The sequence below is a fragment of the Streptomyces caatingaensis genome (assembly GCF_001187435.1).
In the GTDB taxonomy this organism is placed as follows: Bacteria; Actinomycetota; Actinomycetes; order Streptomycetales; family Streptomycetaceae; genus Streptomyces; species Streptomyces caatingaensis.
Genome location: NZ_LFXA01000014.1, coordinates 111,910 through 128,878 on the forward strand (window position 1 = coordinate 111,910; position 16,969 = coordinate 128,878).

The 16,969-nt window shown below is 74.8% G+C and carries 18 protein-coding genes and 1 pseudogene; 12 read left to right on the plus strand and 7 right to left on the minus strand.

What is annotated here, in order from left to right; genetic code table 11:
- The first annotated feature begins 53 nt into the window (after positions 1-53).
- The 3 genes from AC230_RS21215 to AC230_RS21225 all read left to right on the plus strand — a co-directional run bounded on the left by AC230_RS21215 (position 54) and on the right by AC230_RS21225 (position 2,209).
- Positions 54-233 (plus strand): hypothetical protein, encoded by a 180-nt coding sequence (locus AC230_RS21215; RefSeq protein WP_157868634.1) that lies wholly within the window; start codon positions 54-56, stop codon positions 231-233.
- A gap of 78 nt (positions 234-311) precedes the next feature.
- Positions 312-1,583, plus strand: coding sequence for a cytochrome P450 family protein (locus tag AC230_RS21220; RefSeq protein WP_049718060.1), 1,272 nt, complete (start codon positions 312-314; stop codon positions 1,581-1,583).
- 11 nt (positions 1,584-1,594) lie between these two features.
- Positions 1,595-2,209: a GPP34 family phosphoprotein gene (locus tag AC230_RS21225; protein WP_049717914.1), complete on the plus strand. Its 615-nt coding sequence runs from the start codon at positions 1,595-1,597 to the stop codon at positions 2,207-2,209.
- A gap of 28 nt (positions 2,210-2,237) precedes the next feature.
- Here the strand turns inward: AC230_RS21225 and AC230_RS21230 are convergent, their stop codons facing one another.
- Positions 2,238-2,432: a DUF6381 family protein gene (locus AC230_RS21230; RefSeq protein WP_049717915.1), complete on the minus strand. Its 195-nt coding sequence runs from the start codon at positions 2,430-2,432 to the stop codon at positions 2,238-2,240.
- Between the two features lie 92 nt (positions 2,433-2,524).
- Positions 2,525-4,615, minus strand: coding sequence for a transglycosylase domain-containing protein (locus tag AC230_RS21235; RefSeq protein ID WP_053161317.1), 2,091 nt, complete (start codon positions 4,613-4,615; stop codon positions 2,525-2,527).
- A 224-nt stretch (positions 4,616-4,839) separates the two neighbouring features.
- On the opposite strand from AC230_RS21235, the pseudogene AC230_RS33905 reads away from it, so the two are divergent.
- From AC230_RS33905 to AC230_RS21245, 3 genes and pseudogenes are all read left to right on the plus strand, one after another.
- Positions 4,840-6,246: pseudogene (locus tag AC230_RS33905) on the plus strand (alkaline phosphatase family protein); the annotation flags it as partial.
- 135 nt (positions 6,247-6,381) lie between these two features.
- Positions 6,382-7,296, plus strand: a complete 915-nt coding sequence (locus AC230_RS33910; RefSeq protein WP_277816928.1) for a YVTN family beta-propeller repeat protein — start codon at positions 6,382-6,384, stop codon at positions 7,294-7,296.
- Between the two features lie 133 nt (positions 7,297-7,429).
- Complete coding sequence (locus AC230_RS21245) at positions 7,430-8,365, plus strand: bifunctional helix-turn-helix transcriptional regulator/GNAT family N-acetyltransferase (protein WP_049717917.1); 936 nt, start codon at positions 7,430-7,432, stop codon at positions 8,363-8,365.
- Here AC230_RS21245 and AC230_RS21250 read toward each other — a convergent pair.
- Positions 8,346-8,855 carry an O-acetyl-ADP-ribose deacetylase gene (locus AC230_RS21250; RefSeq protein ID WP_049717918.1) on the minus strand — a complete coding sequence of 170 codons (510 nt, stop codon included), beginning with the start codon at positions 8,853-8,855 and terminating at the stop codon, positions 8,346-8,348. The two genes, AC230_RS21245 and AC230_RS21250, sit on opposite strands and share 20 nt — an antisense overlap.
- 79 nt (positions 8,856-8,934) lie before the next feature.
- Here AC230_RS21250 and AC230_RS21255 point away from each other — a divergent pair, with 79 nt between their 5' ends.
- The 3 genes from AC230_RS21255 to AC230_RS21265 all read left to right on the plus strand — a co-directional run bounded on the left by AC230_RS21255 (position 8,935) and on the right by AC230_RS21265 (position 10,953).
- Complete coding sequence (locus AC230_RS21255) at positions 8,935-9,330, plus strand: NUDIX hydrolase (protein ID WP_049717919.1); 396 nt, start codon at positions 8,935-8,937, stop codon at positions 9,328-9,330.
- A gap of 185 nt (positions 9,331-9,515) precedes the next feature.
- Complete coding sequence (locus AC230_RS21260; RefSeq protein ID WP_049717920.1) at positions 9,516-10,094, plus strand: HAD family acid phosphatase; 579 nt, start codon at positions 9,516-9,518, stop codon at positions 10,092-10,094.
- A gap of 91 nt (positions 10,095-10,185) precedes the next feature.
- Entirely contained in the window at positions 10,186-10,953 is a 768-nt protein-coding gene (locus AC230_RS21265) for an SDR family oxidoreductase (RefSeq protein WP_049717921.1), read from the plus strand.
- Between the two features lie 38 nt (positions 10,954-10,991).
- On the opposite strand, the gene AC230_RS21270 is transcribed toward AC230_RS21265, so the two are convergent.
- Complete coding sequence (locus tag AC230_RS21270) at positions 10,992-11,384, minus strand: hypothetical protein (RefSeq protein WP_049717922.1); 393 nt, start codon at positions 11,382-11,384, stop codon at positions 10,992-10,994.
- A 186-nt stretch (positions 11,385-11,570) separates the two neighbouring features.
- Here AC230_RS21270 and AC230_RS21275 point away from each other — a divergent pair, with 186 nt between their 5' ends.
- The gene (locus AC230_RS21275) at positions 11,571-12,701 is read left to right on the plus strand and encodes a serine hydrolase domain-containing protein (protein WP_053161319.1); all 1,131 of its coding nucleotides are present in this window, start codon (positions 11,571-11,573) and stop codon (positions 12,699-12,701) included.
- A gap of 78 nt (positions 12,702-12,779) precedes the next feature.
- Here the strand turns inward: AC230_RS21275 and AC230_RS21280 are convergent, their stop codons facing one another.
- The 3 genes from AC230_RS21280 to AC230_RS21290 all read right to left on the minus strand — a co-directional run bounded on the left by AC230_RS21280 (position 12,780) and on the right by AC230_RS21290 (position 15,400).
- Complete coding sequence (locus tag AC230_RS21280; RefSeq protein WP_049717923.1) at positions 12,780-13,766, minus strand: LLM class F420-dependent oxidoreductase; 987 nt, start codon at positions 13,764-13,766, stop codon at positions 12,780-12,782.
- 104 nt (positions 13,767-13,870) lie between these two features.
- Entirely contained in the window at positions 13,871-14,434 is a 564-nt protein-coding gene (locus AC230_RS21285) for an NUDIX hydrolase (RefSeq protein WP_049717924.1), read from the minus strand.
- Between the two features lie 63 nt (positions 14,435-14,497).
- The gene (locus AC230_RS21290; protein ID WP_049717925.1) at positions 14,498-15,400 is read right to left on the minus strand and encodes an alpha/beta fold hydrolase; all 903 of its coding nucleotides are present in this window, start codon (positions 15,398-15,400) and stop codon (positions 14,498-14,500) included.
- A 188-nt stretch (positions 15,401-15,588) separates the two neighbouring features.
- On the opposite strand from AC230_RS21290, the gene AC230_RS21295 reads away from it, so the two are divergent.
- Entirely contained in the window at positions 15,589-16,455 is an 867-nt protein-coding gene (locus tag AC230_RS21295; RefSeq protein ID WP_049717926.1) for an alpha/beta fold hydrolase, read from the plus strand.
- A 79-nt stretch (positions 16,456-16,534) separates the two neighbouring features.
- The gene (locus tag AC230_RS21300; protein ID WP_049717927.1) at positions 16,535-16,963 is read left to right on the plus strand and encodes a DUF4440 domain-containing protein; all 429 of its coding nucleotides are present in this window, start codon (positions 16,535-16,537) and stop codon (positions 16,961-16,963) included.
- The last annotated feature ends 6 nt before the right edge of the window (positions 16,964-16,969 follow it).

Genomic DNA, 16,969 nt, shown 5'->3' on the forward strand with positions numbered 1-16,969 from the left:
CGTGAAGGGGCTCACGACGCGTTCGGAGGAGGTGCGTCCGTGAAGGTGTGTCCGTGCAGGATCCGCCGGCCCCCGGCCTGGAATCCCAGCCGGGGCCGGACACCGCCCTCGCCGACGCAGCCGGCATCACCGGCATCACCGGCATCAGCACCCCTTCCGCCCGGTACGGGCTCGACCGCCCCGGCGGGCCCGCCACCCGCCGGGAACGCGCCGCACCCTCCCGCCCCTTGTAGGAACCCCACAGAACAGCCCGGCCGGGCCTGACCGTTGTCCCAGGACCGCGACCCCCGGTGATCGGTGAGGATGTGCGGGTGGCCGAACTCCTGAACCCGGCGGACCCCGCCTTCGCGCGCGACCCCCACCCGTACTACGCGCGGCTGCGCGCCCGCGGCCCCGCCGCGCGGGTGGAGCTCGCCAACGGCACGCACGCCTGGCTCGTCACCGGCTACCGGGAGGCCCGGGCCGTCCTCGCCGACCCCCGCTTCTCCAACGTCCCGCCGCGGCGCGCCGGACGGCCCAAACCGGACTCGCCCGCCGAACGCGCCCGGGCCTGCCTCGCCCGCCACATGCTCAACTCCGACGCCCCCGACCACACCCGGCTGCGCCGCCTGACCACGGCCGCGTTCACCCCCCGCCGCGTGGACGCGCTGCGCCCGCGCATCGAGCGCCTTGCGGCCGGGCTGGTGGCCGGCCTGGCCGCAGAGCTGGAGCGCCACGGAACAGCCGACCTCGTCGACGCCTTCGCCTTCCCCCTGCCCGTCCTCGTGATCGGCGAAGTGCTGGGAGTGCCCGAAGCCGACCGGGCCGACCTGCGCGAGTGGACCTACCGCGTCGGATCGCCCGCCGACGCGCTCGCGCCCGGCGCCGTGGACGAGGCGTGGTCCGCCCTCCACGCCTACTTCACCGCCCTCATCGCGGAGAAGCGGCGCGCCCCGGGCGGCGACCTCTTCAGCGCCCTGGTGCACGACACCGACGAGGGCGGGCTCGACGACGCCGAACTCCTCGCGATGGCCTTCCTGTTGCTGTTCGCCGGCTACGAGACCACCATGAACCTCCTGGCGTCCGCCGCGCTCCTGCTGCTCACCCACCCCGGCGAGCGCGCCGCGGCCCTGCGCGGCGGGCCCCGGCGCTGGGCCGCCGTCGTCGAGGAGACGCTGCGGCACGCCAGCCCCCTGGAGGGCACCACATGGCGGCGCACGACCGAGCCGGTGGACCTCGGCGGGGGAGCGGTGCTGCCCGCCGGCGCGTCCGTCCTCGTCGTCCTCGCGGCCGCCAACCGCGACCCGCGGCACTTCCCCGACCCCGACGCCTTCCGCCCCGGCCGCCAGCTCCTCGGCGGTGAACGCCCGGCGCCGCACGCCGCGTTCGGCCACGGGCCGCACTTCTGCCCCGGCGCCCGGCTGGCCCGGCTGGAGGCGGCGATCGCCCTGCCGCTGCTCTTCGAGACCTTCCCGCACCTGACCCTCGCCGCGGATCCGGACGAACTCCCTTACCGGCCCGGTCTGTTGGTGCGGGGCCCGCGCCGGGTTCCGGTCACGCCGGGCCCGCGGGGCGGGGTGACCGGATTGCCGGGCCGGCCCTAACCTCGGGAAGTATGACCGCCGCCGCCCACGGCCGTTCCAGCATGGCCGAGGATCTGATGCTGCTCGCCCTCGAACCCGGGTCCGGCCGCGTGCGCGGCCGGCTGCGGACCCGCTACGCGCTGGCCGCCGCGGAACTGATGGAGAGGGAGCTCACCGGGAGCGTCCGGCCGGAGGCCGACGGCCGCAGGGTCGCGGTCACCGGATCCTCCGGCACGGCCGGCCGGGCCCTCACCCGCAGGTGGCTGGCCCGCCACGCCCGGGGCGGCGCGATCGCGCGGTACGGCGACCACCTGGCCGCGCGCGGACTGGTGCGGGCCCGGCGCCGCCGCCTCGCGGGCGTCCTGCCCGTCACCCGCTACCCGCTCCTCGGGCACGACGCCGTCGCGGAACTGCGGTCGCGGATCGAGGCGGCGGCACAGGGGGACGCCGACGCCACCGCCGACCTCCGGGCCCTGCGGCTCGGCGCCCTGCTGGCGGCCGTCGGGCTCGACGGCCCGGTCTTCCCCGGCCCGGCCTTCCGCGGTCTGCGCCGCCGGCTCGCCGAACGGGCCGCCGCGGACTGGGCGGCCCGCGAGGCGCGGCGCGCGCTGCGCGCGGCCATGGCGGCGGCCTCCGGCGGCGGGTGACCGCGCGGGACGCCCCGGGCGTGCCGGTTCACATCGGCCGCGGACGTCCCCTCGTGTCCTCCGCCTCGCTCTTGCGGTCGCCGCGCTCGCGCAGCCGGCGCGCCCGCTCCTGGAGGCGCTCGCGTTCGCCCGGATCCTCGGTCCGCCGCGCCCGCTCGTCCAACTGCCGGGCCTTGTCGCGGATCTGCTGAGCCTTCTCGGCGCTCTCGTCGGCGTCGCCCATGGTCACTCCCGGTGATGCGGAACGTGCGATAGAGACCTCCCGACAGCCAAGCACGAACCGGGCGGGCCCGCACGCCCAGGGCGCGACGGCGCTCACCGGGAGTGCGACGAGCCGTGCCGCCCGCTCCGCCCGGGCCCGTGCGCGGCCTCCCGCACGGCCCGGCCCCCCGACGCCAGCCGGCCCGCCGGCTCCCCCTCCAGCGCGCCCTCGACGGCGTCGCGCCACACCGGCCCGGCCAGGGTGCCGCCGAACGCCCGGTCCACCACCTCGCCGCCCACGCTCTGCCCGTCGAGGTCCCGGGGCCGGGCCGGGTCGCCGACGACCACCGCGCCGGACAGTTCGGGGGTGTAGGCGGCGAACCAGACCTGCCTGCTCGATTCGGTGGTGCCCGTCTTGCCCGCGCTGTCGCGGTCGGTGAGCGCGGCGGGCCGCCCGGTGCCGTCCTCGACGACGCCGCGCAGCATGCCGGTCACCGCGTCCGCCGTGCCGGCGGACATCGCCCGCCGGCAGCGGGACGGCGGCCCCGGCAGGGTGCGGCCCCCGGGGGTGCGCACCGAGAGGACGGCGACGGGGGAGCAGTACGTGCCGTGGGCGGCGAAGGCCGCGTAGGCGCCCGCGACGTCCAGCGGCGTGAGGTCGTTGCTGCCCAGGGTGAGCGAGGGCACCACCTGCAGGGGGCTGCCGTCGGCCCGGGCCGTGACGCCGAGCCGGCCCGCCATGGCGGCCACGTCGCACAGCCCGGTGTCGGCCTCCAGCCGGGCGAAGTAGGTGTTGACGGACTGGGCCATGGCCTCCGGCATGGTGTACGGGCCGGTCAGCGACCGGCTGTCGTTGTGGACCTCGCCGGCCTCGGGGAAGTCCCGCCCCCGGCAGTCCCTCATGGCCGGCCACGGCATGGCGTACGGCGAGGGGTACGTGCGCGAGGGCCGGATGCCGTTCTCCAGGGCCGCGGCCGCGACGACCGGTTTGAAGACCGAGCCCGTCGGGAAGCCCAGGCCGCCGCCCATCCGCCTGCCGACGGCGAGGTTGATGTGCGTCCGGTGGGCCCCCAGGCCGTAGTCACGGCTCTGGCCCATCGCCAGGATCCGCCCGGTGCCCGGCTGGACCACGGCCATCGCGGCGGCCGCGTCGTCGGTGGGCAGGACGTGCGAGGTGACGGACCGGTGCAGGGCCCGCTGGGCCTTCGGCGACAGCGTGGTGCGGATCTCCAGGCCGCCCCGCTGCCACAGGGCCTGCCGCTGCTCCGCCGTGCCGCCGAACGCCGGGTCGGCGAGGACGGCCCGGCGCACGTAGTCGCAGAAGAACCCGGCGCCGTCGGCGGCCGCGGCGCAGCCCTGGCGCGGCGCGCTGACGCGCAGGCCCAGGGGCGTGCCGATCGCCCGCCGCGCCTCCGCCCCGGTGACGGTGCCGTAGCGGGCCATCGTCCGCAGGACGGTGTCGCGGCGTTCCCGGGCCTCGCGGGGATGGGTGACGGGGTCGTACGCGGTCGGCGCCTGGACCAGTCCGGCCAGCAGCGCGGCCTGCGGCAGGGACAGGTCGGCGGCGTGCACGCCGAAGTACCGTTCCGCCGCGGCCTCGACGCCGTACGCCTGCTCGCCGAAGAAGGCGATGTTGAGGTAGTCGGTGAGGATGTCGTCCTTGGAGCGGGTCTTCTCCAGGCCGATGGCGTACCGCAGTTCGCGGATCTTGCGGTCGAGGGTCTGGCGGCGGGCCCGGCGCACGGCCGCGGCGTCGTCGCCCGCGGCCTCCACGAAGACGTTCTTCACATACTGCTGGGTCAGGGTGGACGCGCCCTGGGTGACGCGGCCGCGGCCCGCGTTGGTGCCGAGGGCGCGCAGGACGGCCCGGGAGTCGAGGGCGCCGTGCCGGTAGAAGCGGTGGTCCTCGATGTCGACGATCGCCCGGCGCATGACCGGGGCGATCCGGTCGCCGGGCACGACGGTGCGGTCGCGGGCGTACACCGTCGCGACGAGGCCGCCGTCGGCGTCGTAGATCCGGGAGGACTGGGTGAGGGCGGACGTCCGCAGGGCGGCGGGCAGGGCCTCGAAGTCCTCCGCGGCGGTTCTGGCGTACGCCCCCAGGGGGCCCACGACGGGCAGGGCGGCACCGGCGGCGAGGAGCCCCGCGAGGAGGGCGGTCGCCACGAACTGGCAGACCCGGAGCGGGCGTGCGACGGAGGGCATGACAGGACCGTACACGGAAAGTCTGAGAATTCCCTCAACTGCCGTTCTATATCCGGCAATTCCCGTCACCCGCGGCCGCTTCCCGGTCCCGCCCAGGCACCGCTTCCGGCCGTTCTGGCGCCCGGCGGCCTCCCGACGGCTGACGGAGGAGGGTCCGTCTTGTACACACGGAGCCACTCGGTGTGCGTCGGCGCACTCCCGACCCTCTGCCACGAGGTGACAACATGGCCGAGTTATCCCGGAGACGGCTCCTCGGATCGGCGCTGGGCGCGAGCGGTCTGGCCGCGGTGTCCTCCCTCTTCCCGTACCACCTCGGACGCGCGGTGGCCCGGCCGGCCAAGCGGCTGAGAAGCCTGGACGAGATCGAGCACGTCGTGATCCTCATGCAGGAGAACCGTTCGTTCGACCACTACTTCGGCACCCTGCACGGGGTCCGCGGCTTCGACGACCCGGACGCGGTGACCCTGCCGGACGGCCGCTCCGTCTTCCACCAGCCCGACCCCGCCAACCCGGAGGGCTACCTGCTGCCCTTCCACCTCGACACCCGCACCACCAGCTCGCAGGCCATCCCCTCCACCAGCCACGCCTGGACCGTCCAGCACGCCGCCGTCAACGGCGGGAAGATGGACAACTGGGTGCCCGCGCACCGCAAGGCCGACGGCGAGAAGCGCGGCCCCTACACGATGGGGTACTACGAGCGCGACGACATCCCCTTCCACTTCGCGCTCGCCGAGGCCTTCACCCTGTGCGACGCCTACCACTGCTCCGTACTCGGCCCGACCTGGCCGAACCGGCTCTACCTGTGGACGGGGACCATCGACCCGGGCGGCCGCCACGGCGGACCGGTCACCAGCAACGACATCCCCCGGCCCTTCCGCTGGACCACCTACGCGGAACGGCTCACCGCCGCCGGCGTCTCCTGGCACGTCTACCAGGAGGAGGACGACTACGGCTGCAACCCGCTGGAGTTCTTCCAGGCCTTCCAGGACGCCGGGCCCGGCGACCCGCTGTACGAGCACGGCCTGACCATCACCTCGGGGGAGGGCTTCGCCGACGACGCGCGTGCCGGCCGGCTGCCGACCGTCTCCTGGATCGTCCCGGCCTCCCCCCAGTGCGAACACCCCGACTACCTGCCCGCGGCCGGCGCCGACTTCCTGGCCCGGCAGCTCGACGCGGTCGCCGCCAACCCGGCGGTGTGGGACAAGACCGTCTTCATCATCAACTACGACGAGAACGACGGCCTGTTCGACCACGTCGTCCCGCCGATGCCGCCCCCGGGCACCCCCGACGAGTTCGCCCGCGGCGCGCCCATCGGCGCCGGGATACGGGTGCCCTGCTTCGTCGTCTCGCCCTGGAGCCAGGGCGGCTACGTGGCGGGCGAACCCTTCGACCACACCTCCGTCCTGCGGTTCCTGGAACGCGTCACCGGGGTGCGCGAACCGAACATCAGCGACTGGCGCCGGCGCACCTTCGGCGACCTCACCTCGGCGCTCGGCCTCCCGGCGGGCCGGCCCTTCCCCCGGCTCCCGGAGACCCGGGGTCCGCTCTGGCGCGCGGAGCACGACGTCGCCACGCTGCCGCCGGCGGCCTTCCCCGGCGAGGACCAGGAACCGCCGCACCAGGAGGAGGGCGTCGCGGCCGCCCGGCCCCCGGCGGCGTCCGGCGAGGCCGGGAAGCTGCGCGGTGCCCGCCCGTACGGCAGGAGCCGGCTCCTCGACGGCAGCAGCGGCGGCACGGGGGCCGTCTTCCCCCGCATCCAGGAGTCCGTGCCGAAACGCGCCCCGGCCAAGGGAGTTCACGTCTACGCGGCCGGCATCGTCAGCAACACCGTCTCCGTCGTCGACGCGACGACCCACAAGCTCGTCGCCGCCGTCGACGCCGGCATCAACCCGTACGGCATCGCCCGGACCCCCGACGGGCGCAAGCTCTACATCACCAACTCCGGTGCCGCCGACGTCTCCGTGCTCGACACCGCGCAGGGCCGCATCGTCTCCACCGTCACGGTCGGCCTCTACCCGCACGGGATCGCCGTCTCGCCGGACGGCGCGTACGCCTACGTGGCCGACACCGGGCCCGACGGCCCCGGCGGTTCCACGTCGGTCTCCGTGATCCGCACCGCCACCGACAAGGTGACCGCGACCTGGCACACCGGCCCCGGCCCCCGCGCCGTCGCCCTCGCCCCCGACGGCCGGACGCTCTACGTGGCCTGCGCCGACGGGCTGTTCGTCGTCGACACCGGCCACGGCGCCGTCCGGACCCGGCACCCCGGGCAGGCCCGCGCGGGCGGCCTCGCCGTCCATCCGGACGGCAGCCGGGTGTACGTCGCCAACACCTGGGACGACACCCTGTCCGTGCTCGACGCCCGGGGCGGCGGGGTGCGCGCGGCCCTGCGCGTCGGCCGCAACCCCTGGCAGGTCGTGCCCGCCCCGGACGGCGGCCGGGTCTACGTCACGAGTGCGAACGACGACACGGTGACCGCCGTGGACGCCGACGGCCGTCGCGTGCTCGGCACCGTACGCGTCGGGCACGTGCCGACGGGCATCACCGTCGCCGGCGGCACCCTCTGGGTGGCGACGAACGCCTCCAGCACGCTCGACGCGGTGGACGCCGCATCCCTCGCCGTGGTGGCCCGTACGCCGCTGGGGCTGGCGACGTCGCCCAGCGGGGTGGCGGTCGTCTGACGGGCCGCCGGTGATCCCTCGGCGCCGGGGCGGGGGTGTGACCCCGGCGCCGAGGGCCTCCGCGCCGCGATGTCCGCCACGGCGGACCGGCGGGGCATGGCCCGGAGCATGGTTCTCTGACTAAAGTCAGAGAATGAATGCTGAACGGGAAGCCGGGCAGATCGCCCGGGTCCGGCGGTTCAACCGCACCGTCACCGAGCGCGTCGGCGTGCTCCACGACCACTACCTCGGCCGCGACCGGCCCGTCGGAGAGGCCCGCCTCCTCTGGGAGATCGGCGACGAGGGCCGCGACGTCCGGGGCCTGCGCGACCGCCTCGGCCTCGACTCCGGCTACGTCAGCCGGCTCCTCCGCTCCCTGGAGGCCGACGGACTGGTCACCGTCGGCACGGCGCCCGGGGACCGGCGCGTGCGCACCGTCCGCCTCACCGAGGCCGGCCGCGCCGAGCGCGCCGCGCTCGACACCCGCAGCGACGCCCTCGCCGGCTCCCTCCTGCGGCCGCTCAACCCCGCCCAGCGCGCCCGCCTCGTCACCGCCATGGCCGAGGTGGAGCGGCTGCTGACCGCCGCGACGGTCGTCCTGGACACCCTCGACCCCGGCCACCCCGACGCCGTCCACTGCCTGCGCGCCTACGCCGCCGAACTCGGGGAGCGCCTCGACACCGGCTTCGACCCCGCCCGCAGCCTGCTGCCCGACCCCGGCGAACTCCGGCCCCCGCACGGCCTGTTCCTCGTCGCCCGGCTGCACGGCGACCCCGTCGGCTGCGCCGGCCTCAAACTCCCGCCCGGCGCCCCGGCGGAGGTCAAACGCATGTGGGTCGCGCCGGACGTCCGCGGCCTCGGCCTGGCCCGCCGCCTCCTCGCCGAACTGGAATCCCGCGCCGCCCGGCACGGCAGCACCCTCCTGCGCCTGGACACCAACAAGGCCCTCACCGCCGCCCTCGGCCTGTACCGCGCCTACGGCTTCGAGGAGGTCGAGGCGTTCAACGACGAGCCGTACGCCCACCACTGGTTCGAGAAGCGCGTCGCCCCGCCCGGGGCGGGGCCGGACGTCAGCGTCCCCGCGCGGTGAACGCCTCGTACGCCCGCTCGTCGAAGAGCACGAACCGCACCTCCTCGACCTCCGTCCGGGTGCCGCGCACCGTCTCCACCGCGATCCGCGCGGCGTCGTCCAGCGGCCAGCCGTAGGCGCCCGCCGACACGGCCGGGAACGCGACCGTACGGGCGCCGAGTTCGTCGGCCGCCCTCAGCGACTCGCGGTAGCAGGAGGCCAGGAGGGCGGAACGGTCCTCGGCCGCCGACCAGCGGGGCCCCACCGTGTGGATCACCCAGCGGGCCGGCAGACGGCCCGCCGTCGTGGCGACCGCGCGGCCGGCCGGCAGACCCCGGCCGTAGCGGGACGCGCGCAGGTCGCGGCAGGCCGCGAGGATCTCCGGGCCGCCCTTGCGGTGGACGGCGCCGTCCACGCCACCGCCGCCGAGCAGCGAGGAGTTGGCGGCGTTGACGATGGCGTCCACGGCCTGTTCGGTGATGTCGCCCCGGACGAACGTGATGTCGGTCATGGGGACATCATCGGGCAGCGGGCGGACGCGTCGTACGCTACCCGCCGGTGAAGGCGTCGACGTCGGGGAGAGACGGGCAGTGCTGATCGACACGGTGGCCTGGGTGCTGATCGACGGAGGGAGGATCCTGTGCGCCCGACCGCGCGGCAAGGACGTCTTCTTCGTTCCCGGGGGCAAACGGGAAGGCGCGGAGAGCGACCTGGACACCCTGGTGCGGGAGATCCGCGAGGAGTTGGACGTCGTCCTCGACCCGGCCTCGGCCGTGCACGTCGGCACCTACGAGTCCGGCGCCCCGGACCTCCCGGAGGGGGCGGTCGTGCGCATGGCCTGCTACACCGCCGCCCACCGGGGGGTGCCGGTGCCGAGCGCCGAGATCGAGGAGACGGAGTGGTTCTCGTACGGCGACCGCGAACGGGTGCCGCCCGTCGACCGGTTGCTCTTCGACGACCTCGTGGCAGCCGGGCGGCTCACCTGATCCGCTGGCGCAACAACGGCACGGAAGACGCCGGCGCCCCGCCGCCCGGCCGTGGCTGTGACGAGGAGCACAACGACCGTCAGGGGCCGGGTTCTTCACCCGCGTGACATCCTTCCGTCGCCTCCGCGCCCACCGGCCGTGCTGATCTTGCCGGAGGCACGCCCCCCACCGGAAGGAACCAGGCGATGTCCCTCACGAAGTACCGCCGTACCGCTCCTCTCGCCGCGCTGGCCGCGCTCGCGCTCGCGGCCGCGACGCCGCTCACCGCCGCCGCGGCGGAGGACGGGTCGTCCAAGGGCGTCCCCGCCTACGGCACCTGGCAGGCGGACGTGAAGAAGGCCGTCGGCCCCGCCGTTCCGTGGCTGCGCGACCGCGTCGGCCGCGGCGGCGGGAAGCAGGCCGTGGTGCTGGACATCGACAACACCGCGCTGGAGACCTCCTACCACCCCGGGCAGGCGAACAAGCCCGTGCTGGAGGTGGCCCGGTGGGCGCACGAGCACGACGTGGCCGTCCTCTTCGTCACGGCCCGCACGTCCTCCTCGTCCGCGCGCAAGCAGCTCCGCGCCGCCGGCTACCCGGTGGACGGCATGTGCACCCGCGACCACGGCGAGGACAAGGGCGAGGGCAAGGAGCGCTGCCGGCAGGAGCTCACCGAGGAGGGCTGGACGATCACCGCCAACATCGGCAACCGCTCCACCGACTTCGAGGGCGGCTTCTACGAGAAGGGGTTCAAGCTCCCGGACTACGGCGGCCGGCTCTCCTGACCCGCCGGTGGTCATGGATCGCCCCTGACCGGGTACCCACCACCTCGTCGGCAGACGGCACGAACGGGACGACCGCGAGCGAGGAGCCAGGGTGAGGGACACGAACGGTGCTCCGCTGACGGGCTGCGCGGCACTGGTGACGGGCGCGTCGAGCGGCATCGGGGCGGCCACCGCCCGCGCCCTGGCCCGCGAGGGCGCCTCCCTGGCGCTGACGGCCCGCCGCGCCGGACGGCTGGAGGAGCTCGCCGCCGCGATCGGCGCGGACGGCGGCACCTGCGTCGTCGTCCCGGCGGACCTGACCGCCCCGGAGGGCGCCCGCGCGGCCGTCGACGAGGCGGCGCGGCGGCTCGGCCGGCTGGACGTCCTGGTGAACAACGCCGGGTACGTGGTCCGGGGCGCCGTCGAGGAGGGCGACTCCGAGGAGTGGCGGCGGATGGTCGACCTCAACCTCATCGCCGTCCTGCGCACGTCACAGGCGGCGCTGTCGCACCTGCTCGCCGCGGCGGCGGACGGGCCGCGCGGCGTGGCCGACCTGGTGAACGTCAGCTCCGTCGCGGGCCGCATCCCGCGCAGGAACAACAGCGTCTACTCCGCGACCAAGCACGCCGTGTGCGCCTTCAGCGAGGCGATGCGCCAGGAGGTGACCCGCAGGGGTGTCCGGGTGGGCCTGGTCGAGCCGGGCATGACGGCGACGGAGATGACCGCCGGCGACGCGTGGGCGTCCCTCGACCAGGACATGCCGCCGGAGACCTGGCTGAGGGCCGGCGACATCGCCCGCGCCGTCGTCTTCATGGTGACGCAGCCGCCGCACGCGGCCGTCAACGAGATCGCGGTGCGGCCGGTCTCGCAGGAGGTCTGAACGGGCGGGCCGGGCCGCCCGCTCACCCGCCGTGCTCCTCAGCCGTCCTCGATGTCCGAGATGAGCCGGGTGCTCAGGTCGCTCTGCACGGCCAGCCGCGTGCGACCGGCGTCCGGGCCGGTGCCCCACGTCAGCGTGACCGTCGTGAACAGGTGCCCCGCCCCCGAGTCGTGGTAGCGGACCTCCCAGTGCGTCGGCACGTCCTGGGCGCGCAGGACGCCGTCCGCGTGGTTCGCCTCCTCCCAGGCGGCCAGGCGCTGCCGCAGGTCCTCGGTGAGGTAGTGCGCGCGCAGCTCGGTCGAGAGGTCGTCCGTGCCGTCGGAGACGGCGTCGATGTACGCCCCGTAGAAGTCCGCCACCCGGTCCACCGCGGAATCGGGACTGCCCTCCCGCACCACGCTTCCCGTGTTCCCCTGCCCGTCGTCCGGCATGAAGTCCCCCCTGATATCCGGAAGTTCCCTCAATCAGGGACATTCTGCCCGGAAGGGCGGACACGACACCGGTGGGCCCCCTCCGGTTGTCCCCAGGAAGGATCTGGTGCCGGCACCAGTGCCGGACGGCAACATGCGGACGATCATCTTCCTTGTCCTTGCGGCCAACGAGAAGGAGTGATCGGTATGACGGCCGGGCGGAAGTGGCTGGTGCTCGCCGGGGCGATGGGGGCCCTGTTGTCCCCGACGGCGGCCCGGGCCGCCCCGGAGCACGCGGCGGTGCGGCAGGCCATGGACGAAGCCGTCGAGCGGGGCGTGCCGGGGGTGACGGCGCAGGTGCGCGACGCGCACGGCCGCTGGGACGGCACGGCGGGCGTCGCGGACATCACGACGGGCCGTCCGCGCGGCGCGGACGAGCGGTACCGGATCGGCAGCATCACCAAGTCGTTCGTCGCCACCGTGATGCTGCAGCTCGAGGCCGAGGGGAAGCTCGGCCTCGACGACACCGTGGAGCGCTGGCTGCCCGGCGCTGTCCGGGGCCACGGTCACGACGGCCGCCGTGTGACGCTGCGTCAGCTGCTCGACCACACCAGCGGCATCCGCAACTACCTCGAGGACCCCGTCGTCCAGAAGAGGCTGACGACGAAGGAGTTCCTGGACCACCGGTACGAAACCTGGCCGCGGGAGCGGCTGTTGGCCGCCGCCCTGAACGGCCCGCCGGACTTCGCCCCGGGCACCGGCTGGCACTACTCCAACACCAACTACCTCCTGGCCGGACTGGTCGTCGAACGGGCCACGGGGCACCCGTACGCGGAGGAGATCGACCGGCGCATCATCAAGCGCCTGGGGCTGCGCTCGACCTCGCTGCCGGGCACCGACAGCCGCCTGCCGGGCCCCGGCGCCCGGGCGTACACGCGGTTCGGCGGGGGAGCGGGCGACACGATGTACGACATCACCGAGTTCAACCCCTCCTGGGCGGGCGCGGCCGGCGAGATGATCTCCACCTCCGCCGACCTCAACCGCTTCATCACCGCCCTGCTCGGCGGCGAGCTGCTCCCGCCGCGGCAGCTGAAGGAGATGAAGACCACCGTCTCGGCCGAGAACGAGTTCCCCGGTGAACGCCACGGCCCCGGCCTGATCCGCAAGCGGCTCTCCTGCGGCACCGTCGTCTGGGGCCACGACGGCGGCCTCCACGGCTCGCTCAGCCAGGTCGCCGCCACGGAGGACGGCCGCCACTCCATCGCGTTCAACTTCAACACGGACCGGGCGGGGGACGTCGGGGCCGTCCTGGACGCGGAGTTCTGCGGGCGCCGGTGACGGACGGCGCCGGCCCGACGTGCTCGGCCGGGTTGTGGGCGCGGCCCGGCCGACAGGCCGTTCGGCGGGGGCGTGGCCTCAGGCCCGCAGCCGGGGCAGGACCTCGGTGCGGTAGAAGTCGAAGAAGCCCCGCTGCTCGGGGCCGATCTGGCTGATGTGCACGCGGTCGAAGCCGGCGTCGGCGTAGGACTGTAGGGTCCGGATGTGGGCGTCGGGGTCGTTTCCGCAGGTCACGGCTGTGGCTACCTGGTCGGGGGTGACCAGTTGGGCGGCCTGGGCGAAGTGGGCGGGGGTGGGGAGCACCTGGTTGAGCTCGCCGGGCAGTTGTTCGACGGCCCACAGCCGGTGGGCGGTGCGGACGGCCTCGTCGCGGTCCGGGCCCCAGCACACCTTCACCCCGCCCAGCACCGGCTTGTCCTGGCCCCCGGCGTCGCGGAAGCGCGCCACGGACTCCCGGTCGGGCATGGTGGTGACGAGTCCGTCGCCCACGCGGCAGGCCAGCTCCAGGGAGGCGGGGCCGAAGGACGAGACGTCGATGGGCACCGGCTCGTCGGGGAGGGTGTAGAGGCGGGCGTTCTCGACGGTGTAGTACCGGCCGTGATGGCTCACGGCACCGCCCGCGAAGAGGGCCCGCATCACCTGGACGGCCTCCTCCAGCATCTCCAGTCGCACCGACGCCTGGGGCCACCGGTCGCCCAGCACATGCTCGTTGAGCGCCTCCCCGCTGCCCACCCCGAGCCGGAACCGGCCCGGCCCCAGCAGTACCGCGCTGGTCGCCGCCGCCTGGGCGGTGACCACGGGGTGCATGCGGACGGTCGGGCAGGTCACGGCCGTGAGGACGGGCAGCGAGGTGACCCGGGACAGGGCGCCGATCACCGACCACACGAAGGGGCTCTGCCCCTGCTCGTCCGTCCAGGGATGGAAGTGGTCGGAGATCCACAGCGAGGTGAAGCCCGCGTCCTCCGCCATCCGGGCCTGTTCGAGGAGGGCGGCGGGGCCGTGCTCCTCGCAGGACAGGAAGTAGCCGAACTCCGTCCGGGAGGGTCTTGCGGCGGCAGCGGTCATGGGGGCGGGGAGTCCTCTCCGGGAGGGGGCGGGGCGCGGTCAACCCCCACGTCTAACCGGGCGCCTCCGGAAGGAAACCTCCGGGAGGAGGCCGCCGCCCCGCCTCACACCGTCCGGTGCAGCAGGCCGGCCGCCACCAGCCCCGCCAGCCCCAGGCCGGCGTCGGTCAGTTCGCCGCCGAGAATGTGCGCCACGTACGCGGGGAGCGGCAGGGCGACGGGCTCCAGGAACTCCTCCGGGTCCGGCCGCGGACCGCCGACCCTGCGGCAGCCGCGCGCCAGGACCGCGTAGCGGAGCTGGGTGGCGTACGCGGCCTGGTAGGTGCGCATGACGATCTCCAGGGAGCCCGCCTCGTAGCCGGTCTCCTCCAGCAGCTCGCGGGCCGCCGCGTGCTCGACCGCCTCGCCCGCGTCCACCAGCCCGCCGGGCAGCTCCGCCAGGACCCTGCCCGGGCCCGGGCGGAACTGGCGGACGAGCACGCCGTGTCCGTCGTCGGTCAGCGCGACGACCGCGACGGCCGGCGCCCCGTCGAGGACGTCCCAGTCCGACTCCCTGCCGTCCGGCTGGAGGTAGGTGCGGCAGCCCGCCTTCAAGTAGCCCGCCAGCCCCGGACGTTCGGAGGTCAGGGTCCATTCCAGCGCGTCGCGCACCTCTGTCACGCACGGCATCCTATGCACCACGGAGGGTGCGCCCCGTGCCGGCGTCAACCCCGTGTGGACCGGGGGTGCCGGTCAGAGGCGGGACGCGGCCGCCTCGGCGCGGTGCACGAGACGGGCGATCGGCGGGATGATGCGGGGCCAGGCGCCCCGGGGGAAGTCGTGGCCCATGCCCTCCACGACGACCAGCTCGGCGCCGGGGACGGCCGCCGCGGTGGCACGCCCGCCGCTGATGTCGCACATGAGGTCGGCGGCGCCGTGGATGACGAGCGTCGGGACGTCGAGGCGGCGCAGCCGCGCCGTGCGGTCGCCGGAGGCCAGGGCGGCGACGGCCTGCCGCCGCAGGCCGAGGGGGTCGAGCCCGCGCTCGTGGGCGAGCCGGGCCCGCTCGGCCGCGGCGGCCTCGTCGTACGGGAACCCCGGGGAGCCGGCCACGCGGAAGGCCCGCACGAACCACTCGACGTAGCCCTGGCGGTCCTCCGGCGGCGCTCCTACGCCGGCCAGCACCGCGAAGTCCGGCTGCCCCACGCCGAGATCGCCGGTGGTGGACATCATCGACGTCAGCGACCGGACCCGGTCCGGGTGTTCGATCGCCATCGTCTGGGCGATCATGCCGCCCAGCGAGGCGCCGACGACATGGGCGCTCCCGAGCCCCAGGGCGTCGAGCAGGCCGACGGTGTCGGCGGCCATGTCCGACAGCGTGTACGAGACCGACGAGAAGTCACCCGCCAGCGCCGCCTGGAGATCGGGCACGGGCGCGTCGTGGAAATGCGTCGAACGGCCGCTGTCGCGATTGTCGAAACGGATCACCTGCACACCGTGGGCGACGAGTTCCGCGCAGAATTCCACCGGCCAGTTGATCAGCTGTCCGCCGCCGCCCATCACCAGGACCACCGGCGGTGCGCCGGGGTCACCGAAGCGCTCGTAGGCCACTTCGATACCTGCCGGGCCGACGTTCAGGGCCTTCTGCTCGCTCACCGTCTCACCAACTCCCCACAGGAACGGAAGGGGAAAACCTATCGGAAACCGGCGCGGCGGGAAATGCGCACAGGTGAATTTTTCGGGGAAATGGCGGTGGGGCGGGGGATCCGTATTCCGGGAAAAGGGAAAGCTGAGGAAAACGAGCCCGACGGGGCCGCCCGCGCGGCGGCCCGAGGGAGGTGCCGATGGCGTACAGCACGGCGGTGGACGGCTTCCGCCTCGCCTACGAACGGACCGGTGCCGGGCCCACGGTCGTACTCCTCCACGGCTGGCCGGGCGACCGGACCGACTACCGCGACGTCGTCCCCCTGCTCGCCGCGGCCTGCCACGTCGTCGTCCCCGACCTCCGCGGCTTCGGCGCCTCCGACAAGCACGCGCCGCACGACGCCCGCCCGTACGGCGCCGCCGCCCAGGCGCGCGGCGTGGTCGCGCTCCTCGACGAACTCGGCCTGCGGCGGCCCGTCCTGGCCGGCTACGACATCGGCGGCCGCGTCGCCCAGGCGGTCGCCAGGGACCACCCCGGCCGCGCGGGCGCACTGGTCCTCTCGCCGCCGCTGCCCGGGATCGGGGACCGCATCCTCGCCCCCGACGCGCAGCGGGAGTTCTGGTACCAGACCTTCCACCGGCTGCCACTGGCCGAGCAGTTGATCGACGGCGACCCCGCGGCCGTGCGCGCGTACCTGCGGCACTTCTGGTCCCACTGGTCCGGCCCGGACTTCGTCCTCGCCGAGGCCGCCCTCGACCACCTCGTCCGGGTGTACGGCGCGCCCGGGGCCTTCGCCGCCTCCACCGCCTGGTACCGGGCGGGCGCCGGCGCGGTCGCCCTCGCGCAGGAGGAGCGGCCGCCCGCGCGCGGGGCGCGGATCCCCGTCCCCACCACCGTCCTGTGGCCGGAACACGATCCGCTGTTCCCCCGGGCGTGGGCGGACCGGCTCGACGACTTCTTCCGCGACGTGCGTGTCGAACCGGCCGACGGCGTGGGCCACTTCGTACCGGTGGAGGCACCCCGGCGGTTCGCGGCGGCGGTGCGCCGAGCCACTCTTCAAATTTGACTAGTGGGTGGGAGGGTCCTATCTTCGTCCGCACCCACCCGAGCACCGCGCTCCCCGGCCGCTACACGATCGAGGTCCCATGCCCGTTCCGCCCGACACCGGCTACCGCCCCACCGACGAGGAAGTCGCCGGCGTCCACGCCTGGTTCGCCGCCTACGACGCGGCCGCCGGCCGGCGCGACGTCGAGGCCATGGCGGACCTCGCGGTCTTCCCGCTCAACCTCGTCAGCGACCGCTCCGACGGACAGGGAGCGAGCGCCCAGTGGGACCGCGAGCGGTTCGTCGCCACCATGAGCCGGGTCATGGGCGACGGCGACGAGGACATCACCTTCGAGTCGACCCGGACCCCGGTCTTCCTCGGCCCGTCCATCGTCGTGGTCTTCACCGACTCGGTCATGACGGCCGGAGGCGGGACGCAGCGGCTGCGCTACGCCGACGTCCTCGTCCGCCGGGGCGACTCCTGGGCCTTCCAGACGATGCTCCAGGGCGGCTGGGGCGACCAGCTCTGACCACCC